Origin of the sequence: Haematobacter sp., from assembly GCF_032102465.1 — a bacterium.
Lineage (GTDB): Bacteria > Pseudomonadota > Alphaproteobacteria > Rhodobacterales > Rhodobacteraceae > Haematobacter.
Window position 1 is genome coordinate 37,623 of record NZ_DAMDHB010000014.1, and the last position, 24,754, is coordinate 62,376.

Genomic DNA, 24,754 nt, shown 5'->3' on the forward strand with positions numbered 1-24,754 from the left:
GACCCGCAGACCCGCAGACCCGCAGACCCGCAGACCCGCAGACCCGCAGACCCGCAGACCCGCCAGCACCTTTTGCGGCCTCAGTCCAGCCCGAGTTTCGCGCGCAGGGTGGAAAGGTCTTCCGCGAGCACGTTCACGGCGGCCGCCATCGTCACGCGGTCGGCTTCGGTGAGCTTGTCATAGCTGACATAGCCTTCGCCCTCCCGGTATTTCTCCAGCGTCGTGTCGATGGTGGCGAAGTTGGCGTCCACCTTCGCCATGAACTCCTTGTCGGTGACCAGCGGACGCACCAGCTCGACGATCTTCTCCGCCCCGTCGAAGTTGCCGCGGAAATCCCACAGGTCGGTGTGGGAATAACGGTCCTCCTCGCCGGAGATCTTGGTGGCGGCGACCTCCTCCATCAGCGCGGCGGCACCTCCGACGACCACTTCAGGCGGGAAGGTCAGCCCGTCGATCCGGGTGCGCAATTCCTTCACATCCGCGAGCAGCTTGTCGGCCACGGGCGCCAGCCCCTCGGTGGAGTTCTTCTCCCACAGGCCGTATTCGATGCGGTGGAAGCCCGGAAAGGCGGGATCGGCCTCTCCCTTTTCATAGTCGTCCGCGCGGCTGTCGATGGAAACGTCGAGGTCCGAGAACAGCTCCGCGATCGGTTCGATCGCCTCGTAATTCACGCGTGTCGGCGCATAGAGGGCCTTGGCCTTCTCCACATCACCCGCCTTCACGGCATCCACGAAGGTCTGTGTGTTCTTGACGAGGATATCCGTCTGCTCGGAGACATAGATCTTGTAGTCGCTGATCGGGCCGACAAGGTCGAGCGGCGCCGCGGCATGGGCCAACTGCCCGGCCATGAGCGCGCCAACGAAGGCGAGGGTGACAAGACGCATGGAACTTCCTTTCTTGATGCCCCTTCAGGGCAGGACAGTCCGACTGGCTGCTGGCGTGTCGGGTTTCAAATGGCGTCGATCAGCGAACGGCCGAGATAATCGCCCTCGCCGAAGCCCGGAAGCGCGAAGAAATAGCCGCCCCCCACGGGTTTGATGTATTCTTCGAGCGGCTCCCCATCGAGCCGGTGCTGCACGGCAACGAAGGCCCGTTCGAGATCCGCCTGCCATGCGATGAACAGAAGCCCCTGATCGAGCTGCCCGTTCTTCAGCACGCCGTTGACGTAGTTGAACGGACGGCGGAGCATGAGCTGATCCGCCGAGGCCGCGTCGCGCGGATTGGCAAGGCGGATATGGCTGTTCAGCGCGGTTCGGGTTCCTTCCGCATCCGCCGCGTAATCGGGCAGGTCGGTTTCCGCCCCGTCCGGGCGGTCGAGCGGCGCGCCGGTCATCTTGGCACGGCCGATGATCCGCTCCTGCTCGCCAAGCGGGGTCCGGTCCCAGCGTTCCACGAGGTTCCGCACGATGCGGACGGCTTGGTAGCTGCCGCCGCGCGCCCAGTCGGGCTCTCCCTCATCCGCCCAGACGACCCGCCGCATCAGCCCGCTGTCGCCGCTGTCGGGATTGGCGGATCCGTCGCGAAAACCAAGCAGGTTCCGCGCGCTTTCGGCCGCGCCCACCGGCTTGGGCGGGATCACGGGCACGCTGCCCGCCTGCGCCCATTTCAGCACCAGCTGATCGGGGATGGACTTCACGATGTCGCGGAGGGCGTGGATCACCGTGTCCTGCGCATTGGCGCAGATCTGGAGCGTGATATCGCCATGGCAGAGGTCCGGCTGCAGCGCGTCATTGCGGAACTGCACCATCCTGCTCAACACGCGGGGCTTATGGGGCGCGAGCCACTCCCTGTCGTCGAAAAGCGACGCGCCCAGCGATACCGTGATCGTCGTGGCATCCGGGCGGATCACCGGGCCAAGCAGGCCGCTGTCGGCGGGGGGAAGCTTCGGATCCAGCTCCGGCACCGGCCCCCCATGGGCGAGGAAGACGATCCGCTCCGTGAGCCGCCGGAACAGCCGCTCCAGATCGTCCGGCGTCGCGGCGATCGCGTGGAAGGCGGCCACCATGCCATTCGCGGGCCGGGGCGTTACGATGCCCGCCTGATACGCGCCATAGGGGGAGACGCGATCCGCCTCCGCGGCCACACCCGCGACCGGCGCGGTCGCCACGTTCGAGGTTTCCGCGCGAAGGGCAAGCGGCAGCCCCGCCGCGAGCGCCGCCGCGCCGGTCAGTAGCCCCCGCCTGCTGGCACAGAACTCCGCCATCCCGCTACTCCAGCCCGATCGCCGGGTTGAGCGCCCCGGCCGCATCCGCGACACGGCGGAAGGCCGCCGCCACCCGCTCCCGGCCTGCGGCATCCGGGGTATAGCTGCCGATGGCCGCCTCTGCGCCGTCCAGCGCGGCGTGAAGGGTGGCAGAAGCCTCCGGCTGCGCGGCAGCGACCAGCGGATCGACGAGCAGCGCGGATTTGCGGATCCCGTCCAGCGCCGCCGCGAACTCCGCCCGGTCGTCGCCCGCATAGGGGGTCTGCGCCCCCGCCTGATCCGCAAGGCGGCCTGCAAAGGCCGCCGAGTTCGCGGCCAGATCGGCCGGGGCCACGTCGAGGTTGCGGAGCCGGTCCTTCAGGATCAGGGCATCGGCGGCAAGCCGGTCCGCCACGGGGGCAAGCCCCTCTGTCGTGTTCTGCGACCACAGGCCGTATTCGATGCGGTGAAAGCCGGTGAACGCCGCGTCCTGCTCCCGCTCCGCCAGGTATTCGGCCAGCGGATCCATGCTGTTGGCCAGATCGGCGATCCGGGCGGAGACGGGGGCCATCTGCCGCCACGGCTCCCGCGCGGCGCGCCATGCGCTCCGCGCACCCTCCAGATCACCCGCCGCGATCCTGTCCTTGAGCGCCGCTGTCGCCTCCACCAGCTGAGAGGCGCGGCGGCTCAGATAGACGCGGTATTCGGAAAGCGGGCCGATGAAGGCACGTGTCTCCGGCTGCACCCGCGCGGCCTCGGACGCTTCCGTCCGCACGACGGTCAGCGTTCCCCGCGGATTGGAGAGCAGCCCGCAGGTGATGGCATAGGTGCCGGGGACGAGCCGTTCGGTCAGCGTTGCATTGAGGCCGGGCGCGATGTTCTCCCGCTCCGCCACGACCATCACGCCGTCGAGGATTTCCCACTCCAGCGCCCGATCGGAAGCGTTGTGGATACGGAAGGTCCGCCGCCCCGCCGGAACGGTAAGGTCGGCGGGATCGCAGGTGCCATCCGTCACCGTCACGGTGATTTCGTCGGCAGCGGCATCGGGCACCGCGCTCCGCGCCGCGAGCCAGAAGGCGCCGACGCCCAGCAGGACGAGCATCCCCGCCCCCGCCAGCGCGAATGTCAGCCCCCGGCCGGAGGGCGGGGTGGCGCCGGATTGTCCTGCGGCGGACTTTGCAACCAGCGGCTGCCGATGATCCGGCGTCCCGCCCGTCCGCTGTATCTTCCGCGCCATCTCAGGCCCCCCGCCGCACGGTCTGGCCCGGCGTTTCCGCGTGGGGCCGCAGGAAGAGCCACAGCCCGCCTGCAAGGACCAGCGCCCAGACGATGACTTCCCCCAGCACCGGCGCATCGTGATAGCCGAAAAGCCCGCTCAGCACCGTGCCCAGCACCGACTGCACCGGCAGGGTGCGCGTCATGTCCCAGATCGGCTGCTGCAGGTGGTTCCAAAGGCCCGCCTCGTGCAGATTGCGCAGCACCGAAGCCGCCAGCCCCGCCGCGACGAGGATGATAAACACCCCCGTCCAGCGGAAAAATCGCCCGAGGTTGATCCTCACCCCGCCGCGATAGATGCCGTAGCCGATCATCACCGCCACCGCGACGCCCAGAAGCGCGCCAAGCGGCGCGGCAGGGCCGGGGCTTTGCTGAAACAACGCCAGCAGGAAGAACACCGACTCCAGCCCCTCCCGCGCCACGGCGAAGAAGGTCATGCCGATCAGCGCCCATGTCGCGCCGCGCCCATGCGAAAGCGCGATGTCGATGTCATGCTCCATGGTACGGCTGAGGGATTTCGCGGCCTTGCGCATCCACAACACCATGGACAGCAGCACGACGACGGCGAGCAGCCCGACCAGCGCCTCGAACAGCTCCTGTGTCTTCTGCGGAAACTGCGCGCCGAGCGCGAGCACCCCTGCGCCGACGAAAAGCGACAGCGCCACCGCCAGCAGCACCCCCACCCAGACGGCAGGCAGCCACTCCGCGCGGCCGGTCCGGCCCAGATAGCCCGCGATGATGCCGACGATGAGCGCGGCTTCCAGCCCCTCTCGCAGCATGATCAGAAATGTTGGCAGCATGGTGCACTCCTGCCGGAGCAAAATGGCTTCCGACGAATCCTGTCGGAATTAGCGCTACACCCGCCGACCGGCTTTAGACAAGCGGTAAGGTGGCCGTGGCGCCTTGCTGAATGGCCAATGAAACAACGGTATTCTGTGTCTGCACCGCTCACATCTTCGGGAAGTGCTGTCGGGTGGAATGCGGCATATCGTCTCCGGGGGCAAAAGTCGCAGACACGGCCCGCCTGTCATGCTGCCGTCACGTCCCCGCCCTAGAAGCAACCGCAACCGCCGCACCACACGGCGGGCAAGGACGCCATAGCCACGGGAAGACCCCATGACCCATCACCACCCGCTCCTGCTTTCCACCGCGCTCGTGCTTGCCACCGGGCTGATGGCGGGGCCGCTTGCCGCGCAGCAGACGCCTCTGGCCACCGGGGAAGCTCTCTTTGATCGCGGCCACCGGGGGGATGTCAGCCAGCACGGCGGCGCACGGCGGCTGAACGGCGATATGACCGAACCGCTGGCCTCCGTCATGAAGCCGGGTCCGGCGCGGAATGTGATCCTGCTGATCGGCGACGGCATGGGGGATTCCGAGATCACCATCGCGCGGAACGTGGCGCGGGGCGCGGGCGGCTTCTTTGCCGGGATCGACGCGCTGCCCGTCACCGGCCAGTACACGCACTATTCGCTGGGCAAGGACGGCAAGCCGACCTACGTGACGGATTCCGCCGCCTCCGGCTCCGCCTGGGCGACGGGAACCAAGACCTATAACGGCGCGATCTCCGTCGATATTCACGGCAAACCGCAGGCCACGCTCCTTGAGATGGCAAAGGCCGCGGGGCTGGCCACCGGCAACGTCTCCACCGCCGAGCTGCAGGACGCGACGCCCGCCGTGCAGATCGCGCATGTGACGGGCCGGAAGTGCTACACACCCGATTCCACCGCCGAGAAATGTGCCTCCGACGCGCTGGAGAATGGCGGCCCCGGCTCCATCACCGAACAGCTCATCAACGCGCGGGCCGATGTGACGCTGGGCGGCGGGCGCAAATACTTCGACGAGACCGCCCATGCCGGCGAGTGGAAGGACAAGACCCTTCTGGAGCAGGCCAGGACCCGCGGCTACCGGATCGTAGAGACGCTGGCCGACATGAACGGCGTCAACACGGCCGATGACAGCGCGCCGCTGCTGGGCCTGTTCGCTCCGGGCAACATGCCGGTCCGCTGGCAAGGGCCGAAGGCCACGCGTCACGGCAATACCGAGCAGCCGCCCGTGACCTGCGAAACCAACGCGGCGCGCGGGGCGGAGGTGCCGACCCTCGCCCAGATGACAGAGAAGGCCATCCAGCTGCTCGACGCGCGGAACACGGGCTTCTTCCTTCAGGTGGAGGGGGCCTCCATCGACAAGCAGGATCACGCCGCCAATCCCTGCGGCCAGATCGGCGAGACGGTGGATCTGGACGAGGCGGTTCAGGTCGCGCTCGACTTCGCGCGCAAGCAGGGCGACACGCTCGTCATCGTGACCGCCGACCACGCCCATGCGAGCCAGATCATCGGCAATGACGTGACCGCCCCCGGCCTGTCGCAGGCGGTGACGACGGCGGACGGCGCGGTGATGTCCGTCACCTACGGCAACTCCGAGGACGAGAACGATCAGGAACATACCGGCGCGCAGGTCAGGATCGCGGCCTTCGGTCCGGGGTCGGCGAATATCTCGGGCCTGACCGACCAGACGGACCTGTTCTTCACCATCGGCGGCGCGCTCGGCCTGCTCACGCACTGAGGCCGGGCGGCGCAGGTCAGACGGCAGATGCCGCAATGGGCCGGACAGCGGGTGCTAGGGGTCAGGCGACACACGCCGCGCGATGAACCAGACGGCGGCTGCCGCGCAATCGGCCATACGGCGCATGCCGCAATCGGGCAATACGGCACATGCTGCAACGGGCCGGTCGGCAGAAGCCGCACGATGGGGCCGGGGCACAAGCCGCGCGATGAACCAGAGGGCAGATGCCCCTACTATGACATACGGCCCCGCCCGGTTGGCGGGGCCGTTCCCATTGCATAGCCTGCGACTATACTTGTTCTGACTGAATGAATTACGCGGCGATGCTGACAGGCAACATCATCAGGCGGCTTCCACCGAGCCAAGCAGGCGGGACAGGACACGCCGCTCCACCTCTGCCACCTCGGCCGCGCCGTGACGCCGGGGGCGCGGCAGCGTGACCGGAAGGTCGAGCGTGATCCGCCCCTCCTCCAGCACCACGATCCGGTCGGCGAGCAGCACGGCCTCCGCCACGTCATGGGTGACGAGGACGGCGGTGAACCCCTGCCGCCGCCATATCCGCTCCAGCAGCCGCTGCATGTCGATCCGGGTCAGCGCATCCAGCGCGCCCAGCGGTTCGTCCAGCGCGAGGATCCGCGGCTGTCCGATCAGCGCGCGGGCCAGAGCCACCCGCTGCCGCTGCCCGCCGGAAAGAACGGAGGGCCAGTCCCCGCCCCGGTCGGCAAGGCCCACCTCCTCCAGCAGTTGCGCGCTTCTGACACGGGTGGTCAGCCCGCCGGCGATGCCGGTCAGGCCGACGGCCACGTTCTCCTCCACCCGCGCCCAGGGGAGCAGGCGGGGCTCCTGAAACATGATGCGGGTGTCGGTCTGCCCCGCGCCCACGGCGCCATGCTCGATCCGGCCCGCGTCGGGCGTCTCCAGCCCCGCCAGCAGCCGCAGCAGGGTGGACTTCCCGCAGCCGGACTTGCCGACGATGGCCACGAACTGCCCCTCGGGCACGTCGAGGTCCAGCCCGTCCAGCACGCGCTTTGCGCCGAACCGCTTGCTCACGCCGCGAAAGCGGACTGCCATTCCGGTCATCGGATCACCCTTTCGTCTGGAAGGCGGGGTGCCATTGCAGCGTCAGCCGCTCCAGCCCGCGGGCCAGCGTATCGGCCAGCTTGCCCAGCACCGCGTAGATCAGGATGGACAGCACCACCACGTCGATCTGCAGGAACTCCCGCGCCTGCATCGCCATGTAGCCGATGCCGGAGGACGCGGCGATCGTCTCCGCCACGATCAGCGTCAGCCACATGATGCCGAGCGCATAGCGCAGCCCGGCAAAGATGGAGGGCAGCGCCCCGGGCAGGATGACCTTGCGGAACAGCTCGCCCCGATCCATCCCGTAGGTGCGTCCCATTTCCACCAGTTGCGGATCCACCCCCTGAATACCCAGCAGGGTGTTGACATAGATCGGGAAGAACACGCCAAGCGCGACAAGGAACAGCTTCGCCTCCTCCCCGATGCCGAACCACAGGATGACAAGGGGGATGAGCGCGAGATGCGGGATGTTGCGCACCATCTGGAGCGTCGTATCCGTCACGTCCCGCGACAGGCGCGACAGCCCGTTCGCCAGCCCGAAGGCAAAGCCGATGGAGCCGCCGATGACGAAGCCCGCCAGCGCGCGATAGGTGCTGGCCCAGATGTTCTGCAAAAGCTCCCCGGAAAGCAGCAGCTTCCAGAAGGCCGCGATCACGTCGGAGGGCGCGGGCAGCACCGTTCCGTCGATCAGGCCAAGACGCGCAGAGCCCTCCCACAGCAGCACGATCGCGAGCGGCAGCAGCCAGCCCACCCAGGCGCGGAGCATCCGCAGCGGCGGCGCGGGGCGGCGCGCCGCCTCCGCCGGAAGATCGGCGACCGCGCTCATGACACGGCCCCGGCAAGGCGGCGGCCATGGTCTCCCACGGAGAATTCGTTGGCGATGGCGCGGGACACGCGGGAGCCGTCGCGGCCGATGCCCAGTTCCGGGAACAGCAGTTCGGCCACGCGGTAGGCTTCCTCCAGATGCGGATAGCCCGAGCCGATCACCGTATCGACGCCGACCGCCTGATATTCCCGCAGCCGTTCGGCCACCTGCGCGGGCGTGCCGACCAGCGCGGTGCCGGCACCGCCCCGGACGAGACCCACCCCCGCCCAGAGGTTCGGCGCAACGACAAGCCTGTCCCGCCGCCCGCCATGCAGCTCCGACATGCGGCGCTGGCCCACGCTGTCCATCTCCTTCAGAAAGCGGGCCTGCGCCTTTTCGATCTGCTCGTCCGTCACGCGGCTGATGAGCTTGTCGGCGGCGGCCCAGGCCTCCTCCTCCGTCTCCCGCACGATGAAGTGCAGACGGATCCCGAAGCGGAGCCTGCGGCCATGACGGGCGGCCTTGGCACGGGCGGCGGCGACTTTCTCGGCCACCTGCGCGGGCGGCTCGCCCCAGGTGAGATAGGTCTCCACCAGTTCCCCGGCGAGGTCCTGCCCCGCCTCCGACGATCCGCCGAACCACAGCGGGGGGGCCTTGCCCTCCACCGTCGGCAGGTCCAGACGCCCCGCCTCCATCCGGTAGTATTTGCCGTCGAAATCGACCGTTCGCCCGTCCAGCAGGTCGCGCCAGATGGTCAGGAATTCCCGCGCCTGATCGTAGCGCTCGTCATGGGCAAGGAACACGCCATCGCCCGCCAGCTCCACCGGGTTACCGCCCACCACGACGTTGAGCAGCAGCCGGCCGCCCGAAAGCCGGTCCAGCGCCGCCGTCTGCCGCGCGGCAAAGCTCGGCAGCGTGACGCCCGGGCGCAGCGCCACGAGGAACTTCAACCGCTCCGTCGCCGTCGCAAGCCCCGCGGCGGTGATCCAGCTGTCCTCGCAGTTCTGCCCGGTGGGCAGCAGCACACCCTGATAGCCCAGCCGGTCGGCGGCCTGCGCCACCTGCCGGAAATAGCCGGGGTCCTGCGGCCTCTGCTGACTTTCGGAGCCGAGATAGCTGCCGTCGCCATGGGTCGGGATGAACCAGAAGAAGTTCAGTGGGTCCGCGCTGTCGCGGAGGGGGGCGATGAGGGTCATGGCTGCCGTCCTTGGTGGGGTTCAGCTTCTCGGGGCGGTCCAGACCGCCTCGGAAACCGTGATCTTGTTGGGGATGAGGCCGAGCGCGTAGAAGCGGTCCGCCGTTTCCTGCTGATGGGCAATGATCTCGGGCGTGATCGGGAACACCCCGAAGACGGCCCGATTGGCGGCGAGCGTCTGCGCCTCCATCGGCACGCCCGTCACTTCGTGCAGCGCCTCCGCCACCTTGTCGCGGTTCTGGTCCGCCCATGCGGCCGCCTTTTCCAGCGCGCCTATCACCCCGGAGATCTCCGACCCATGCGCGGCCGCGAAATCCCGGTTGGCGAGGAAGTAGGTGTTGACGTTCAGCACATCGCTTGATTTCGCCAGCACCACCGGCTTCTGCCGCGTCTCTGCAATGGCAAGGAAGGGATCCCAGATCGACCACGCGTCGACCTTGCCGGACGCGAACGCGGCGGCGGCATCCGCCGGGCTGAGATAGACCGGCTCGATATCGGTGAAGGCGAGGCCCGCATTCTCCAGCGCGGCGACGAGCAGGTTGTGTGCGCTGGTTCCCTTGCCCACCGCCACGCGTTTGCCCTTCAGGTCGGCGAGCGTCGCGATACCGGAATCGGCCCGCGCGATGATCGCCTCGCCCTTGCCGTTGGAGGGAAGCGCCGCGACATAGACGATGGCCGCGCCCGCGGACTGCCCGAAGATCGGCGGCGCGTCGCCCGTCCAGCCCACCTGAATCGCGCCGGTATTGAGCGCCTCCACCAGCGGCGGCCCGGCGGAGAACTCCACCCATTGCACATCGACGCCCGCGGGTTTCAACGCGTCCTCGATCAGGTGCTGCTGCCGGGCGATGACGGGAAGCCCCGCCTTCTGATAGCCGATCTTCAGCACGTCCGCCTGCGCCCCCATGGCCAGCGTGGCACCGAGCAGCGCCGTGCCGAGGCCGAGGGTCCGTTTCATGATCTTCATTTCCTGCTCCTGCCCGGTCTGCGGGTTTGGGATGTGGGGAGCAGAAACGACAGTAAAAATCCTCTACGTCAATAGACGGAACGGGCGCGCTTCGCGAGCGGTCGCCAGATGGAAATTCACATCAACTTATTATTATAATCCATTGTTTATTTTGTAATATTGTTCTTGAAATCTGACCGTGACGCCCGGTGACAGCGAGAATTCCTTCGCTCCTCATCCTCACTGCAGGAGAAGGATTCTCTCCCGGCGGGGGAAAGAAAGCGACGCGCATTTCTGCCTGTTTTTACCGCGAAGCCGCCCGAAGCGCCGCTGGTTAGCCCCGCCCTAAGCAGAGGTGAGCGAAACGATCATGTGCGGCCCCGAAGGGCTGCGGTAGATCTGCGTTCACAGTCATTCGCCCGTGAAAGGAATGCCGCTATGGCCGTCGAGAAAGTCGATACGCTCGTGATCGGGGCCGGACAGGCCGGGGTTGCGATGAGCGAACACCTTGGGCGGCAGGGCATCCCGCATCTCGTGCTCGAAAGAAGCCGCATCGCGGAAAGCTGGCGCACGGCACGCTGGGATTCGCTCGTCGCCAACGGTCCCGCCTGGCATGACCGGTTTCCGGGGCTGGACTTCGCAGGCAGCCCCGATGCCTTCCCGCCAAAGGAGACGGTCGCCGATTACTTCGTGAGCTACGCCGACCGGATCAACGCGCCGATCCGCACCGGGGTGACGGTGACGGGGCTCACAGCCGCGCCGGGCGGTGGTTTCCGCGCGACGACCTCCGACGGCATGGTTGAGGCGCGCAACGTGGTCGTGGCGACGGGCGCTTTCCAGCGGCCGGTGATCCCGGCCCTTGTTCCCGAAAGCGCGGGCCTGCACCAGCTCCACTCCCACAGCTACCGCAACCCGGCGCAACTGCCGGAGGGGGCGGTGCTGGTCGTCGGCGCGGGATCCTCGGGCACGCAGATCGCCGAGGAGCTTCTGGCCTCCGGGCGGCGGGTCTATTTGTCCGTCGGGCCGCATGACCGGCCGTTCCGCAGCTATCGCGGGAAGGATTTCGTGTGGTGGCTCGGCGTGCTCGGCATCTGGGACAAGAAGGTGCCCGCCCCCGGCACGGAACATGTGACCATTGCCGTCAGCGGTGCAAACGGCGGGCGCACGGTGGATTTCCGCCGCCTTGCCGCCGAAGGGATGACGCTGGTTGGCCGCGCGGAGGCGTTCGAGGGCGGCGTGGTGCGTTTTGCCCCCGATCTGGCGGGCAACATCGCGCTTGGCGATGCCAACCACTTCTCGCTCATGGATCAGGCGGATGCGCATGTGGCAAGGGAAGGGCTCGACCTTCCCGAAGAGCCGGAGGCCCGCCGCCTGCTGCCGGACCCGGAGTGCGTAACCCATCCGCTCACCCAGCTTGATCTTGCCCAAGCGGGTGTGACCACAATCCTGTGGGCCACCGGCTATGTGCCCGATTACGGGTGGGTCGGGTTCGACATCTTCGATGACAAGGGCCGCCCCCGGCATGACCGGGGCGTGTCGGAAGTGCCGGGGCTCTACTTCCTCGGCCTGCCGTGGCTCTCCCGCCGCGCATCCTCCTTCGTCTGGGGGGTGTGGCACGACGCGTCCTATCTGGCCGATCATATCGCGGAGGAACGGGCGGAAAGCGCGGCCTGACCCGCTTTTCCCCTTCCGCCCCCTGCAGCGGGCAGAGAGGACGCCGGTGCTCAGGTTCACGCTCCGCCAGCTCGAATACCTTGTCGCCGTCGGCGAGCTTGGCTCCGTCACGGAGGCGGCGGAGCGGGTGAATGTCTCTGCTCCCTCCGTCTCCACCGCGATTTCCCAGCTCGAGCGGGAGTTCGGGCTGACGCTTTTTGTGCGCCGTCATGCACAGGGGCTGGCGATGACGGAGGCCGGGCGGCGCTTTGTCGAGCAGGCGCGGCACATTCTGGCAGAGGCGGGCAAGCTCAACGCCTTGTCCAACGCGCTCACCGGGCAGGTCAGGGGGCCGCTCAATGTCGGCTGTCTCGTCACTTTCGCGCAGATCGTGATCCCGGCCCTCCGTCGCGCCTTCTGCGACGCCTACCCGGAGGTGGAGTTCGCCCAGTTCGAGCGGGACCACGCGGAACTTCTGGAAGGGCTGCGCTCCGGCCGGTTCGACGTGGCGCTCAGCTATGACATGGACATCCCGCCCGACGTGGCCTTTCAACCGCTCGCCACGCTCCCGCCGCACGTCGTCCTGCCGGAAGCGCACCCGCTCGCATCCCGTGCGGGGATCAGCGTGGCGGAGCTTGCGGGCGAGCCGATGATCCTGCTCGACCTGCCGCACAGCACGGGCTACTTCCTGTCGCTCTTTCGGGAGCGCGGCCTTGCCCCCCGGATCGCGGAGCGGACGCGGGACATGTCTGTCATGCGGGCGATGATGGCCAATGGCTTTGGCTACTCCATCGCGAATATCCGGCCCGATTCCAACCTGGCGCTGGATGGCGGACGGCTGGCCTTCGTGCCCATCACCGATGAGAGCCGCCCCATCCGTATCGGCATCCTGACGATGCGGGGCCTGAACCCGCCGCTGGTGATCGAGAGGTTTGCCGCATTCTGCATCGACCTCACCCATCGGGGCGGGGTGGCGGGGCTGCGGCCACCCGGCTGAGCGTCAGGGGCGCAGGCGGTCAGGGTGGCAGGCGGATCAGGTGCGGAAGGGATCAGGTGCGCAGGAGGTCAGACGGGCTCCGCGACCTGCGTCAGGCAGCGGTCAAGCGCCGCGACCAGCTCCGCCACATCATCCTCCGAAAAGCAGAGCGGCGGGCGGATCTTCAGGCAGTTCGCCGCCGCCCCGCAGGAGCCGACGAGCACGCCCGCCTCCCGCAGCGCACCGACCATCCGCAGCGCCCGCGCACCGTCCGGCGTTTTCGCGGCGCGGTCGGACACGAGTTCCACCGCCGCGTAAAGACCGGCCCCCCGGACGTCTCCCACCGCCTCATGCCGCGCGGCGAGATCCTCAAGCGCCATGCGCAGAGTGGCGCCGACACGGTGGGCATTCTCCTGCAACGCCTCCTCCGCGATGACATCCAGCACCGCGCGGCCCACGGCAGCGGAGACAGGATTGCCGCCGAACGTATTGAAATAGCGGGTCTTCCTGCCGAACTCCTCCAGATAGTGCGGCTGGGCCACAAGGGCCGCGATCGGATGCCCGTCGCCCAGGGGCTTGCCCAGCGTCACAAGGTCGGGGATCAGCCGGTGCCGTTCGAACGCCCACATGGCAGCGCCGGGGCGGGCGAGGCCGGACTGCACCTCATCGGCGATGAACAGCCCGCCCGCCGCCCGGACGGCCGCCACCGCCCCGGCAGGCAGGCCGACGGGATCGGTGAACACCCCGTCGCTGGCAAACACCGTGTCGCAGAGAAAGGCCGCCACGCCATGCCCGGCGGCCTGAAGGCTCCGCACCGCCTCCTCCACGCCCAGTGTCAGCGCGCGCTCCGCACCCTCCGCCCCCAGCCGGTAGCTGTCGGGCGCGGGTACCACGCGGACATGCGCGCCGAGGGGATTGGCCGCCCCAAGGGAGGGCGAGATCTCCGCCAGCGCCGCCGTTACCCCGTGATAGGCATTGGCCGTGACGATGATCCCCCGCGCGCCCGTGACCGACCGGGCAATGCGGAGGGCGAGGTCATTCGCCTCGCTCCCCGTGCAGGTGAACATCACCTGCGACAGCGGCGCGGGAAAGGTCGCGACCAGCCGTTCGGCATAGTCCACCACGCCGTCGTGCAGGTAACGCGTATGGGTGTTCAGCACCGCCGCCTGCTCCGCCAGCGCGGCCACCACCTTCGGGTGGCAGTGACCGACGGAGGGCACGTTGTTGTAGGCATCCAGATAGGCGCGCCCCTCCGCATCCCAGACGCGCGCGCCCCGCCCGCGGACAAGATGCAGGGGCCGGTCGTAGAACAGCCGGTAGGCGGGGCCGAGCACCCTTTCCCGGCGTGCGATCAGGGTCTCATCCCTCATGCCGTCTCTCCCGCCAGCGCGGCGATGCGATGGGCCATGTCGTCCTCTCCCTCCAGCCGGGCCCATAGCGCCCAGGCGGCAGTGTTGCTCCGCAGGATATAGGCCGCGTTCTCCGGGAACAGCCGCGCGCGCCAGGCGGAGAGCAGGATACGTGTGGCAAGGCGCGCCCGGATCAGGTCGGGCAGCAGCAGGAGTTCCGCCTGCGTGAGCCGCACGAAGGGGGCGGCCTGCGCCAGCATCTCCGCCACCGCGGCGACGGGATCGTCCTCAGGGGTGATGAAATAGCTCGCGGCGATGGCCAGTTCGTTCACGCGCGGGGCAAGGACCAGATCGCCGAAGTCGATCACGCCCGTGACGGTTCCGCCCGGCCCCACCAGCAGGTTCGACAAGCTCAGATCGTTGTGGATCGCCTGATGCGGCAGACGGGCTGCGGCGGGACAGACCTCGGCTCCGAACCGCTCGAACCACGCAAGCAGGCGGGGTTCCGTCTCCGCCAGCGGCCGCAGGAGGGGCAGACGCATCATGTCCCACAGGATCACCCGTTCCGCCGCCGGATGGGTGTAGCCCGCCAGCGCCGCCATCAGGCGCCCCGCGACCGCGCCCACGTTGCGGCGGAGCGCGGGTGTCACCGTCGCAGGCATCCGGCCCGGAAGGCAGGTCAGCATGACCGCCGCCACGGCCTGTCCGCCGATCTCCGCTACCGCCTCCTCTGCCCCGGCAAGTGTCGGGATCAGGCGGGGCGTGGGCAGCCCCTCGGCCGCAAGATGGCGGAGCGCGCCATGCTGAAGCGCGCGGGTGCTCGCCTCCTCCGCCGGGTTGTAGAATTTCAGCACCGCGCCGCCCAGACGGAAGTTCCTGTCCCGCTCACCATTGAGCGCCTGCGCCCCCGCGCCTCGGCCATCCCCTGCCCCTTGACCATCCGATGCACTCTGGCCATCCCACGCAGCCGGGCCATCCCACGCGGCCGGGCCATAATGCCGGCGCGCAAAGGCTTCCGCCTCCGCTTCCGATACGCTGGGGGGCGGGACCAGCAGCAGCCGGGCGGCCTCCTGCAGCCGGTCAGACATGCTGGCCGCCGTTGATGTGGATTTCCGCGCCATTGATGTAGGAGGAGGCGTCCGAGCACAGGAAGTAGATGGTGGAGGCGACCTCCGCCGGGTTGCCCAGCCGCCCCATCGGCACCTCTGCCGCGACGAGGGCATCGGTGCCGGGCGAGAGGATGGAGGTCTCGATCTCTCCCGGCGCGATGGCGTTCGCGCGCACGCCCCGCCCGCCGAATTCATGCGCCATCTCGCGCGTCAGCGCCGCCAGCCCCGCCTTGGACGCCGCATAGGCCACACCGGCAAAGGGATGCACCCGTGAGCCCGCGATGGAGGTGACGTTGACGATGGAGCCTTTCGCCCGTTCCATCTCCGGCAGAAGCGCGCGCGCCAGAAGCGCGGTGGAGACGAGGTTGACGTTGAGCACCTGCGTCCAGGCATGGGCATCGGTGCCGATCACGCCAAGCCGCGCCCGCTCCGGCCCCTTGGGCGAGATACCGGCGTTGTTGACCAGCGCATGGAGCTTGCCATCCGGCAGACGCGTGCGGACATCCTCCGCCAGCCGTTCGATACTGTCCAGATCGGCGAGGTCGGCCTGAATATGGCTCTCCCGCGCCTCCGGCCAGGCGCATTCCGCCGAAAAAGCCTGCCGCGAGACGGTGAGGATGCGCCATCCCCGCTGCTGGAAAAGTTTTACGGTGGCATGGCCGATCCCCCGGCTTGCACCGGTCAGCAGCATGATGGGGCGTTCAGCGGTCACGGTGGCACCTCAGGAATTTTGATGCATCATATTTGCAGCGCCGGGCGGGGGCAATGATTCCGTCGCCTGCCCCACACGCGCAGCGATGGCCGCGCCGCCGAGGGTGATATCGCTCATGATCGCCACCGCGGCCCCCGCCGGATCCCGCCGCCGGATCGCCTCGACGACGGGATAATGGTAGTCGATCATCGCCCGCCCGCCCGCGTCATAGCTATCGGCGATCAGCGGCCCCATCTGGAGCCAGAGCCGGCGCAGTACGCCGTGCAGAACCGGCATCCCCGCGATCTCCGGCAACAGGAAATGGAAGGACTGGTTGAGCGCGGTGGCCGCCCTCCTGTCATGCGAAAGGAGCGCGTTCTCATTGTCCTGCAAGGTTTTCTCGAGACGGCGGATATCGTCCGGCGTCGCCGCCAGCGCCGCGGCTTCCGCCGCCAGCGCCTCCAGCCGCAGCCGCATGTCACGGATTTCCCGGTAGCGGGCCGCGGTGATGGCCGGGATGCGGATATCACGGGGCGAGCGGAACACCACCGCATCGTCATGCGCAAGCCGAAGGATCGCATCCCGCACCGGGGTGACGGAGGTGCCAAGCTGCTCCGCCAGTTCCCGGATGCGAAGGCGGTCACCCGGCTGGAACCGGCCCTTCATCAGCCCGTCGCAGAGCATCGCGTATACCGCGCCGCCAAGGCTGTCGTGATCGGGAGTGGGAAGCAACGTCATCCAGTTATGATGCATCATATTTCCATCCCCGTCGAGAGGCTTGAAACGGGGAGCGTCAACTGTCATATCATGAGCGACACCTGTCACCATGGGGAGACTCGCATGAACGAACTGGCCCCCATCGAACACGACATCGAGCGGACCTATGCCCTGCTCGGCGGGCAGCGCACCATACGCCGGCCCGTCCGCACGAGCCTTGAGGCCCATGATCTGCTGATGCGGGGACTGCCCTCCTCCGCCCTCGTCCACCTGACGCGGGAGGTCAGCTTTCTCGGCTCCGACGCAGCGCTGGAAAAGGCCATCGGCATCAGCACGCGCACCCTCCAGCGCCGCAAGCGGGAGGAAGGGGAGCGCGTCCTGAACACGGAGCAAAGCAGCCGGACGTGGAAATTCGCTGAAATCCTCGGCCGTGCGGCGGAGATCTTCGGCTCCCGCGCGGCGGCGGAGGAATGGATGAGCGCCCCCGCCCTCGGGCTGGACAACCGCCGCCCCATCGACCTGCTGGCCACCGCCGTGGGCGTGGAGGCGGTCGAGGACTACCTGACCCGCATCGACTACGGGGTCTATACGTGACGCCACTCCCCCCGCCTCTCGGGACGGGGGAAATACGGCTCTGGCGGCTGGACCGTGCGATCCACGCGCCCGGCTGGGCGACCGGCGAGGGCAGTTTTCGCGTGGGCGGGCGATGGAACTCCCCCGGCGTAAGGGCGGTCTATGCCTCGCTCGACCCTGCCACGGCGGTGCTGGAAGTGGCGGTGCACAAGGGGTTCCGCGTGCTGGACACGGAGCCGCATGTGCTCACCTCCGCCCGGATCGACCCGGCCGTGCTCCACGTGGTCCGGCCGCAGGATGTGCCGAACCCCAACTGGCTCTCCCCCGTCACGCCGAACCGCAATCAGCAGACCTTTGGCGACGCCCTGCTGGCCGCGCATGGCCTCGTCCTGATCCCGAGCGCGGTCTCCCGCCACAGCTGGAACGTGATCTTCACCGCCGGAGCGGTGGCGGGGGAGATACTGACGGACATCACGCAGGAACGCTTTGCGCGGGATCCGCGGCTTCAGCCCTGATCGCGCCGGCCGATGCCCAGAAGCTGATACATGATGAGCGCCGCCAGGGTCGCGGTGCCGATCCCGCCCACCGTGAAGGAGCCGATGGAGAAGGAGAAATCCCCCGCTCCGAAGATCAGCGTGATCCCCACCGTGAACAGGTTGCGCGGGTCCGAGAAATCGACACGGTTGTCCACCCAGAGCCGGATCATCGCGGCCGCGATCAGCCCGAACACCGCGACGCCCAGCCCCGCCAGCACCGGCGCGGGAATGGTCCGCAGAAGCGCCCCGAATTTCGGTGAGAAGCCGAGCGCGATGGCCACCACCGCCGCCACGACGAAGATCAGGGTGGAGAACACCTTGGTCACCGCCATGACGCCCATGTTCTCCACATAGGTGGTCACGCCCGTTCCCCCGCCGGAGCCGGACACCATCGTGGCGATTCCGTCGCCCAGAAAGCCACGCCCGATGTAGCGGTCCATGTTCTGCCCCGTCATCGCCGCGATCGCCTTGATATGGCCAAGGTTCTCCGCGACGAGGATCAGCGCGACCGGCGCGATGAGGCTCATGGCGGAGAGGCTGAACGTCGGGCTGTGGAAGGTCGGCACGCCCACCCAGGGCGCGGCCGCCAGCTCGGAAAAATCGACCGGCGGCAGCCAGCCGAGGCCGTTCCCCATGATGAGCACCGCGAGATAGCCCACCGTGATCCCGAGCAGGATGGAGACCCGGCGCGTCACGATGGAGCCATAGGTCGAAAACAGCGCCACGGAGACCAGCGTCAGCAGCGCGGCCACCATATGCGGCCCGCTGCCCTGAAGGCTGCTCACCCCCACGGGTGCGAGGTTCAGGCCAATGGCGGCGCCGATGGCCCCGGTCACCGCGGGCGGCATCAGCCGCTCGATCCAGCCGGTGCCCACCGCCATGACGATCAGCCCGATCAGCGCATAGAGCGCCCCCGCCGCGATGATCCCGCCAAGGGCCGGGCCGACATTCGGGTTCGGCCCCGTCCCGGCATAGCCCGTCACCGCGATCACCACCGCGATGAAGGCGAAGGAGGAGCCGAGATAGCTCGGCAGCCGCCCCGCCGTCAGCACGAAGAAGATCAGCGTGCCGATGCCCGAGAACAGCACCGCGAGGTTCGGGTCAAACCCCATCAGCAGCGGCGCGAGGATGGTGGAGCCGGACATCGCCAGCAGGTGCTGCACCCCCATCGGCACCGTCGCGCCCCAGGACAGGCGCTCATCCGGCAGCACAACGGTATTGCGGGTCAGGGGCCATTTCGGAAAGTAGCTCATCGCGGACTCCGTTCGGGCGAGGGTCGCGCGGCGGCCCCGGCGATTCTGATCACGTCGGCGCGATGCAGATAAAGAGCCTGATGTCAGGTGCAAAGGGGGATGGGGGGCTGACGCCTCATGACGCTGCGCTATATCGGCGGCATGGACACACATGTCACCTTTCCCGCAGGCCGGCTGGAGGAGACCGCGACCATCCTCCGCATCCTGCCGCTGGCCGATGGCCAGAGCGCGGTCGTCACCGACCGCACACCCTTCCACCCTGTCGATCCGTGGTGGCCCGACCAGCCGTCGGACCGCGGCGTGATGCTTGCAGGCGGCGTGACGCTCGAGGTGCCCGAGGCAATCGTGCTGGCCGATGGTGCTGTCGTCGATCCCGCCTCCACACCGCGCGGGGCAGAGGGGGTGGCGCTTCAGGTGGGCCATGTCGTCGGCGACACCTCGGCGCTGGTGGAGGGGATGGAGGTCACTCTCCGTGTCGATCCGGCAAGCCGCGACGCGCTGGCCACCGGCCATACCGCCGCCCACATCGCCGCGCTGGCCCTCAACCGGGTGCTCGCGCCCTATTGGAAAAAGACGATTGCGGAAGATGGGCAGGGTCACCCCAACACCGACCAGAAGCTCATCGCCGCGTCGCGCATCGGGCCCTATGGCAGCCGGGAGACCTACCGGATCGGCAAGAGCGCCCGGAAGGCGGGGTTTGACGCCGAGCGTTTCCGGGAGGAGAGCGCCGGTCTCGCCAATGCCATCGCGACGGAGGCCAATGCCATGCTGGGCAGGATCCGGCGGCTCGAGGTGCTTCCGGGGGAGGACGCGCTCTCCGGCCGGCGGACATGGCGGGCGACGCTGGATGACGGGACGGTCGATATCCCCTGCGGCGGCGTCCACACGCTTGATCCGCGGGCGATCGGGCCGATCTCCATCGACCTGACCCCTTCTGACGACGGTTTCATCATGGAAGTGAAGGTCGGCCCGTAAGCGGAGGCTCCTCTGGCGGCAGGGCTTCAGGTTCGGCCGCCTGCCCAGCCCACAGGCATCCGTTACCGCTAGCATTAAATGTTTGCGCTAACAGACAAACGGTCGTAAGATCGTGGTGAGGAATGGAGGAATCGCCATGACCGTTGTCCTGAAGAAGTCGCTCAAGGGTAAGCCCGTCGCCCCGAAACCTGTAAAATCCCGCCGCAAGGTTGTTCCGGATGAGCCGGAAATGGCCTGCATCGGCGATTTGGATTATGAAATCTGAAGCGATTGCCTGACCGCTTCTGAATGGGTTAGCCTTCCCCCGATTGGGTGGGGAAGTGATGCACGAAGTGAATGAAGCCGTTCTTGAGGCAATCGAAGGCAGGCGCTCGATTCGCGCCTTCTGCCCGACCGAAGTTAACGATGAGACGATCGCGCGCATCCTGACCGCTGCTGCCCGCGCGCCATCAGGGTCGAATATTCAGCCCTGGCAGGTGATCGTCCTGAAGGGCGAGGCGCTCCAGACGTTCGGCGCGACGCTTGAGGCGCATGAGCTTTCCGGCGGTGCCGGTGATCCCGAATATCACTATTACCCCCGCGAGTGGCGTGAGCCCTATCTGGCGCGGCGGCGCGAGGTAGGTTGGGCGCTCTACGCCTCGCTGGGCATAGAGCGGGGGCAGAAGCAGGCAATGGCCTGCCAGAACGCCCGCAACCTGCGGTTCTTCGGCGCTCCCGTCGGGCTTATCTTTACGCTTGATCGCGACATGGAGATCGGGAGCTGGCTCGATCTGGGCATGTTCCTGCAAAACATCATGATCGCAGCCAGGGCCTTCGGGCTGGACACCTGCCCTCAGGCAGCATTCGCGCGCTATCCGGGCCTCATCGCAGACCTGCTGTCGATCCCGGCGGAGCGGCAGGTGATCTGCGGCATGGCGCTCGGCGTCGCCGATACCGCCGCACCGGAAAACCGCTTTCCGGTGCCCCGTGTGGCTGTCCCGTCCTTCACCCGCTTCGTCACCACCCTGGCTGACCGCTGAGAAGTATCATGTCTTCGGAAAATGGGCGCGGAATGACCGGGAATGCAGATTTCCGGTCGAATTTCGTGAGGTTGCGAGAGATTTCCGCTCAAACGACCTGAAAGCCTTCTCCAGCAGTCCCCAGATCAGCCGAGCCAGACCGTCAGCCCCGCCAGCCAGACCGCGATCAGCAGCAGCGCCCGCCCCACGTAGCGCCCGTTCCAGTCCCGCGTCACTTCCCGCGCGGTGCGGTCCACCATATCCGCGATGATCATGGCGGAGGCGGTCAGCGGAGAGGCATTCACCCCGAGCGCCCAGCCCGCCATCAGCGCGAGCGCCAGCACGGCGGCGGGAATCCCTGCATCCGGCACGCCCTGAAAGGCGGAGGCAAAGATCGTCACGCTCACGATCGGGTTCACGCCGATCAGCGAAAGCCCCACGACCAGCACGGTGAGCAGTCCCGGTAGGAACATCAGCGGCACCGGCAGGTGCAGAAGAAGCATCGCCAGCCGCCCCTGCGGGATGAGGAGGGAGAACAGCGTCCCGATGAACCCGGCAGAGGAGAGCACTGCGATTTCCGTCCTGTAGCGTGGAAAAAGCCGCGCCCCTTCGCGCACCAGCCGGCGGGAAACAAGCCGCGCCCCCCTCACCGGGCCGAAGCGGCGATGCTGCCAGCCAAGCCAGATCAGCCCCGCAAGCGGCACGGCAACCAGCACGGCGCGGGCCAGCGGGATGTCGGCGGCGAATTCGATACCCACCGCCAGCACGAAGACGCCGAGCACGATGCCGACGATGCCCAGCAGCGCCATCGGATCCCGCACGCCGCTGGTGACGACGACCGGCACGGTCTGGCGCGGCGCCTCCAGCCGGTCCTGCACGCAACCGAGCGTGAGGAGCAGCGCCGCCGTCATCAGCCCGAGGGGAAAGACCGTGGTCCACGACAGCCCCGGCATGACGGAAAGCACCACGGCCATCACCATGGAGATGGGCGAGCCGAGCGGCGCCACGGCAAAGCCGCGCAGCACGGCCAGCACCATCCGCCGCTCCCTCACCGCGCGGATCGCAGCACTTCCGCCTGCCGCGGAAAGCCAGCGGCGGATCATCAGCCCCAGCAGGCTCAGCACCCCGATGTTCAGGATGATGCCGAACAGGAACCCGCCCAGCGTCAAAAGGCCGTAGCGCCGCGCGGGCGGCTGGTCGATGAAGAAGGAGGCGGAGCGGCGGACGAGCGGCGAGGTGCGCGCCGGCTCCCGCAGGAAGAACTGGTTGGCAAAGAAGGTCGCGAAGAAGGCCGCCTGATCCAGCGCCCGCCCGATGGCCGCTCCGGGATCGGCGGTGAGCACGCCCCCCGCAACGGTAAGCGCCCCGGCGACGGCGATCATCGCCCGTCCGGTGCGCTGAATGCCCCGCCATTCGAGCGCGAGATAGGCAATCAGCAGCACCCGCGCGGCCTGCCGCAGCAGGTCCGATCGGAACACCGCCTCTCCCAGCACGGCAAAGATCAGCGCGATGAGGACAATCGCGCTGATCCTGCCGGGGTCGAGCGATATCGGCCTGCTGGCCGGGCCCGCAAAGAGCCTGCTTGCGACCGCCATCTCTCTCCCCCGGCAGGAACCGCGCTCAGGCGGCGTAGGATTGCATCACGATCTCAAGGCAGTAATCGGTATCGCCAAGCTGATGGTCCAGCATGACGAGCCGCTTGGCGTAGTGGGAGGCGGCATATTCCCATGTCATGGCGATGCCGCCATGCATCTGCACGGTTTCCTCCGCCACCAGCCTTGCCGCGCGCCCGATCAGGTTCTTGGCCATGGCGGATTTGAGCCGCGCCTCCGGCCCGTCCAGCGCCGCCGCTGCGGCAATGGTGATGGAGCGCGCCTGCTCGATCTCCGCCAGCAGGTCCACGGTGCGGTGTTGAAGCACCTGGAAGCTGCCGATGGTGGTGCCGAACTGACGGCGGGTCTTGAGATAGTCGAGCAGCAACTCATAGGCGGCGGTCATCGCGCCTACCGCCTCGGCGCAGAGCGCGACCTGCCCCGCGGCCACCGCCGATGTCAGCGCGGCCCCGGCATCCGCCAGCAGGAGCGTGGCCGGGGTATCGTCGAGCAGCAGTTCCGCCGCACCGCCGCCATCCATCATCCCGTAGGAGATGACGTTCACGTCCGCCGCCGCGGCGCTGAACACCGCAGGCTTCCCGTCAAGCAGCGCAACGATCAGCAGCACGTCCGCCACCTGTCCGCCATAGACGGCGGACTTGCGGCCCGACAGGCGATGCCCCTCCCCCTGCTTCCGCGCGGTGGTGGCGGTTCCGGCAAGGCCATAGGGCGCGTCGATCTCCGACAGGCCGACGGCGTAGCGGATGGAACCGTCCACCAGCCCGGACTGATCCGCTCCGGCAGCCGAGAGCAGGCGGCTCGCCAGCAGGGTGCCGAGGAGCGGCTCGGGGCAGAGGTGGCGGCCGAGCGCCTCGAACACCACGGTGATGTCGAAGCCCGCGCCGCCGAAGCCGCCATCCTTCTCCGTCGCGAGCGCGCCGGGAATGCCGAGCTCCGCCATCTCCCCCCAGCGTTTGGGGTCGCTGAACGGCGCCTCATAGGCGATGCGGTTGCGGTCCTTCAGGCTGTAGCGGTCGGCCAGATAGCGGTTCAGGCTTTCCGACAGCATCTGCCTGTCTTCGGTCAGATCGAAATTCATCGCTCACAGCCCCAGCATGGTCTTGGTCAGGATGTTCCGCTGGATCTCGTTCGATCCACCGAAGATGGAGGTCTTGCGGTTGTTGAAGTAGATGGCCGCATTGTGTTCCGTGTCCGCCGGGCCGAAGAGCAGGTTCGTCTCCGTCATCTGGCCCGGGAAGGGCGCGGCCACCGGACCGAGCGCACGGCGTGCGAGGTCGCGCAGTTCCTGGTTCACCTGCGTCCCCTTGATCTTGAGGATGGAGGTCTCCGGCCCCGGATGGCCCTGCTTCTGGGCCTGGAAGAGCATGCGGAGGTTGGTGATCTTCATCGCTTCCAGATCGACCTCCACCCGCGCGATGCGGGCGGCGAACAGCGGATCCTCGATCAGGGGGCGCCCGTTGCGCTTCATCTGCCGGGCAAGGTCCTTCACCTCCACCAGCGCCTGCATGGAGGTGCCGACGCCGGCGATGTTGGTCCGCTCATGGGTCAGCAGGAACTTGGCGATGGTCCAGCCCTTGTTCTCGTCTCCCACGAGGTTCTCCACCGGCACGCGGACGTTGTCGAAGAACACCTCGTTGACCTCATGGCCGCCTTCGATCAGCCGGATCGGGCGCACCTCGATACCGGGGGTGTCGATGTCCATGAGCAGGAAGCTGATCCCCTGCTGGGGCTTGCCCTCCGTCGAGGTGCGCACGAGGCAGAAGATCTTGTCGGCATGCTGGCCGAGCGTGGTCCATGTCTTCTGGCCGTTGACGACGTAGTGATCGCCCTCCCTGACCGCGCGGGTCTTGAGGCTGGCAAGGTCCGACCCGGCGCCGGGTTCGGAATAGCCCTGCGCCCACCAGACTTCGCCCGAGGCGATGGAGGGCAGGATCTCCGCCTTCTGCCGGTCGTTGCCGAACTCCTGGATCACCGGGCCGAGCATGTGCGGGCCGAAGGCGACGATCCGCGGCGTATGGGCGCGGCTGCATTCCACGTCGAACAGGTAGCGCTCGACAGGCGTCCAGCCGGGGCCGCCGTATTCCTTGGGCCAGCTCGTGCAGAGCCAGCCCTTGCGGCCGAGGATCTCGTGCCACTCCTGATAGATCTCGCGCGGCAGTTCCACGCCCGAGCGGACGGCGGCAGAGATATGCTCCGGCAGATGGGAGGCAAGGAAATCGCGCACTTCCTGCTGGAAGGCGAGCTCCTCGGGGCTGAAAGACAGGTCCAT

General features: G+C 67.8%; 24 protein-coding genes. 8 read left to right on the forward strand and 16 right to left on the reverse strand.

The window, feature by feature from the left end; translation table 11 throughout:
* Nucleotides 1–80 precede the first annotated feature (80 nt).
* The 4 genes from efeO (RT513_RS10725) to efeU form a co-directional block, all read right to left on the reverse strand.
* Nucleotides 81–884 (reverse strand): iron uptake system protein EfeO, encoded by an 804-nt coding sequence (gene efeO, locus RT513_RS10725; RefSeq protein ID WP_290687117.1) that lies wholly within the window; start codon nt 882–884, stop codon nt 81–83.
* 65 nt (nt 885–949) lie between these two features.
* A complete protein-coding gene (locus RT513_RS10730) occupies nt 950–2,203 on the reverse strand; it encodes a Dyp-type peroxidase (protein WP_290687115.1) in 1,254 nt (417 codons plus the stop codon).
* A gap of 4 nt (nt 2,204–2,207) precedes the next feature.
* A complete protein-coding gene (efeO, locus tag RT513_RS10735; RefSeq protein WP_290687113.1) occupies nt 2,208–3,419 on the reverse strand; it encodes an iron uptake system protein EfeO in 1,212 nt (403 codons plus the stop codon).
* Nucleotide 3,420: 1 nt separating this feature from the next.
* The gene (gene efeU / locus RT513_RS10740; protein ID WP_088216024.1) at nt 3,421–4,257 is read right to left on the reverse strand and encodes an iron uptake transporter permease EfeU; all 837 of its coding nucleotides are present in this window, start codon (nt 4,255–4,257) and stop codon (nt 3,421–3,423) included.
* Nucleotides 4,258–4,573: 316 nt separating this feature from the next.
* Between efeU and phoA the strand changes: the two genes are divergently transcribed.
* Nucleotides 4,574–6,019 carry an alkaline phosphatase gene (gene phoA / locus RT513_RS10745; protein ID WP_290687110.1) on the forward strand — a complete coding sequence of 482 codons (1,446 nt, stop codon included), beginning with the start codon at nt 4,574–4,576 and terminating at the stop codon, nt 6,017–6,019.
* 342 nt (nt 6,020–6,361) lie between these two features.
* Here phoA and RT513_RS10750 read toward each other — a convergent pair whose 3' ends face one another.
* Genes RT513_RS10750 through RT513_RS10765 form a run of 4 tightly spaced genes read right to left on the reverse strand, consistent with a single transcriptional unit; the run spans nt 6,362 to nt 10,063 of the window.
* Entirely contained in the window at nt 6,362–7,090 is a 729-nt protein-coding gene (locus tag RT513_RS10750; protein ID WP_313534020.1) for an ATP-binding cassette domain-containing protein, read from the reverse strand.
* 13 nt (nt 7,091–7,103) lie between these two features.
* A complete protein-coding gene (locus RT513_RS10755) occupies nt 7,104–7,925 on the reverse strand; it encodes an ABC transporter permease subunit (protein ID WP_290687107.1) in 822 nt (273 codons plus the stop codon).
* Nucleotides 7,922–9,100 carry an FMNH2-dependent alkanesulfonate monooxygenase gene (gene ssuD, locus RT513_RS10760; RefSeq protein ID WP_088216027.1) on the reverse strand — a complete coding sequence of 393 codons (1,179 nt, stop codon included), beginning with the start codon at nt 9,098–9,100 and terminating at the stop codon, nt 7,922–7,924. The genes RT513_RS10755 and ssuD overlap by 4 nt, the downstream gene beginning before the upstream one ends.
* A gap of 21 nt (nt 9,101–9,121) precedes the next feature.
* Nucleotides 9,122–10,063: a sulfonate ABC transporter substrate-binding protein gene (locus tag RT513_RS10765; RefSeq protein WP_290687104.1), complete on the reverse strand. Its 942-nt coding sequence runs from the start codon at nt 10,061–10,063 to the stop codon at nt 9,122–9,124.
* A gap of 417 nt (nt 10,064–10,480) precedes the next feature.
* On the opposite strand from RT513_RS10765, the gene RT513_RS10770 reads away from it, so the two are divergent.
* Both RT513_RS10770 and RT513_RS10775 read left to right on the forward strand, forming a co-directional pair.
* On the forward strand, nt 10,481–11,716 hold the full coding sequence (locus RT513_RS10770; RefSeq protein ID WP_290687102.1) for a flavin-containing monooxygenase: 1,236 nt from the start codon (nt 10,481–10,483) through the stop codon (nt 11,714–11,716).
* 46 nt (nt 11,717–11,762) lie between these two features.
* The gene (locus RT513_RS10775; RefSeq protein ID WP_290687100.1) at nt 11,763–12,692 is read left to right on the forward strand and encodes a LysR family transcriptional regulator; all 930 of its coding nucleotides are present in this window, start codon (nt 11,763–11,765) and stop codon (nt 12,690–12,692) included.
* A 68-nt stretch (nt 12,693–12,760) separates the two neighbouring features.
* On the opposite strand, the gene RT513_RS10780 is transcribed toward RT513_RS10775, so the two are convergent.
* The 4 genes from RT513_RS10780 to RT513_RS10795 are packed head-to-tail and all read right to left on the reverse strand — an operon-like array spanning nt 12,761 to nt 16,558.
* A complete protein-coding gene (locus RT513_RS10780; RefSeq protein ID WP_290687098.1) occupies nt 12,761–14,041 on the reverse strand; it encodes an aspartate aminotransferase family protein in 1,281 nt (426 codons plus the stop codon).
* Complete coding sequence (locus RT513_RS10785) at nt 14,038–15,108, reverse strand: phosphotransferase (protein WP_290687096.1); 1,071 nt, start codon at nt 15,106–15,108, stop codon at nt 14,038–14,040. Before RT513_RS10785 ends, RT513_RS10780 begins: the two co-directional genes overlap by 4 nt.
* Nucleotides 15,101–15,820: an SDR family NAD(P)-dependent oxidoreductase gene (locus tag RT513_RS10790; RefSeq protein ID WP_290687159.1), complete on the reverse strand. Its 720-nt coding sequence runs from the start codon at nt 15,818–15,820 to the stop codon at nt 15,101–15,103. Before RT513_RS10790 ends, RT513_RS10785 begins: the two co-directional genes overlap by 8 nt.
* 30 nt (nt 15,821–15,850) lie before the next feature.
* The gene (locus RT513_RS10795) at nt 15,851–16,558 is read right to left on the reverse strand and encodes a GntR family transcriptional regulator (RefSeq protein WP_088216102.1); all 708 of its coding nucleotides are present in this window, start codon (nt 16,556–16,558) and stop codon (nt 15,851–15,853) included.
* A 102-nt stretch (nt 16,559–16,660) separates the two neighbouring features.
* Here RT513_RS10795 and RT513_RS10800 point away from each other — a divergent pair, with 102 nt between their 5' ends.
* Together RT513_RS10800 and RT513_RS10805 are read left to right on the forward strand one after the other, a co-directional pair.
* Nucleotides 16,661–17,131 carry an antitoxin Xre/MbcA/ParS toxin-binding domain-containing protein gene (locus RT513_RS10800; RefSeq protein WP_088216033.1) on the forward strand — a complete coding sequence of 157 codons (471 nt, stop codon included), beginning with the start codon at nt 16,661–16,663 and terminating at the stop codon, nt 17,129–17,131.
* Nucleotides 17,128–17,625 (forward strand): RES family NAD+ phosphorylase, encoded by a 498-nt coding sequence (locus RT513_RS10805; RefSeq protein ID WP_290687088.1) that lies wholly within the window; start codon nt 17,128–17,130, stop codon nt 17,623–17,625. The genes RT513_RS10800 and RT513_RS10805 overlap by 4 nt, the downstream gene beginning before the upstream one ends.
* Here the strand turns inward: RT513_RS10805 and RT513_RS10810 are convergent.
* The gene (locus RT513_RS10810; RefSeq protein ID WP_088216035.1) at nt 17,616–18,899 is read right to left on the reverse strand and encodes a solute carrier family 23 protein; all 1,284 of its coding nucleotides are present in this window, start codon (nt 18,897–18,899) and stop codon (nt 17,616–17,618) included. The two genes, RT513_RS10805 and RT513_RS10810, sit on opposite strands and share 10 nt — an antisense overlap.
* Before the next feature lie 117 nt (nt 18,900–19,016).
* Between RT513_RS10810 and RT513_RS10815 the strand changes: the two genes are divergently transcribed.
* From RT513_RS10815 to RT513_RS10825, 3 genes are all read left to right on the forward strand, one after another.
* Nucleotides 19,017–19,874, forward strand: a complete 858-nt coding sequence (locus RT513_RS10815) for a hypothetical protein (protein WP_290687085.1) — start codon at nt 19,017–19,019, stop codon at nt 19,872–19,874.
* A gap of 136 nt (nt 19,875–20,010) precedes the next feature.
* The gene (locus tag RT513_RS10820) at nt 20,011–20,139 is read left to right on the forward strand and encodes a hypothetical protein (RefSeq protein WP_256947348.1); all 129 of its coding nucleotides are present in this window, start codon (nt 20,011–20,013) and stop codon (nt 20,137–20,139) included.
* Between the two features lie 58 nt (nt 20,140–20,197).
* Entirely contained in the window at nt 20,198–20,893 is a 696-nt protein-coding gene (locus RT513_RS10825) for a nitroreductase (protein WP_290687083.1), read from the forward strand.
* A 125-nt stretch (nt 20,894–21,018) separates the two neighbouring features.
* Here RT513_RS10825 and RT513_RS10830 read toward each other — a convergent pair whose 3' ends face one another.
* From RT513_RS10830 to RT513_RS10840, 3 genes are read right to left on the reverse strand one after another with little or no spacing between them, the layout of a single operon-like run.
* Nucleotides 21,019–22,467: a hypothetical protein gene (locus RT513_RS10830; RefSeq protein ID WP_290687079.1), complete on the reverse strand. Its 1,449-nt coding sequence runs from the start codon at nt 22,465–22,467 to the stop codon at nt 21,019–21,021.
* Nucleotides 22,468–22,492: 25 nt separating this feature from the next.
* Complete coding sequence (locus tag RT513_RS10835; RefSeq protein WP_290687077.1) at nt 22,493–23,563, reverse strand: acyl-CoA dehydrogenase family protein; 1,071 nt, start codon at nt 23,561–23,563, stop codon at nt 22,493–22,495.
* 3 nt (nt 23,564–23,566) lie between these two features.
* A complete protein-coding gene (locus RT513_RS10840; RefSeq protein ID WP_290687074.1) occupies nt 23,567–24,754 on the reverse strand; it encodes an acyl-CoA dehydrogenase family protein in 1,188 nt (395 codons plus the stop codon).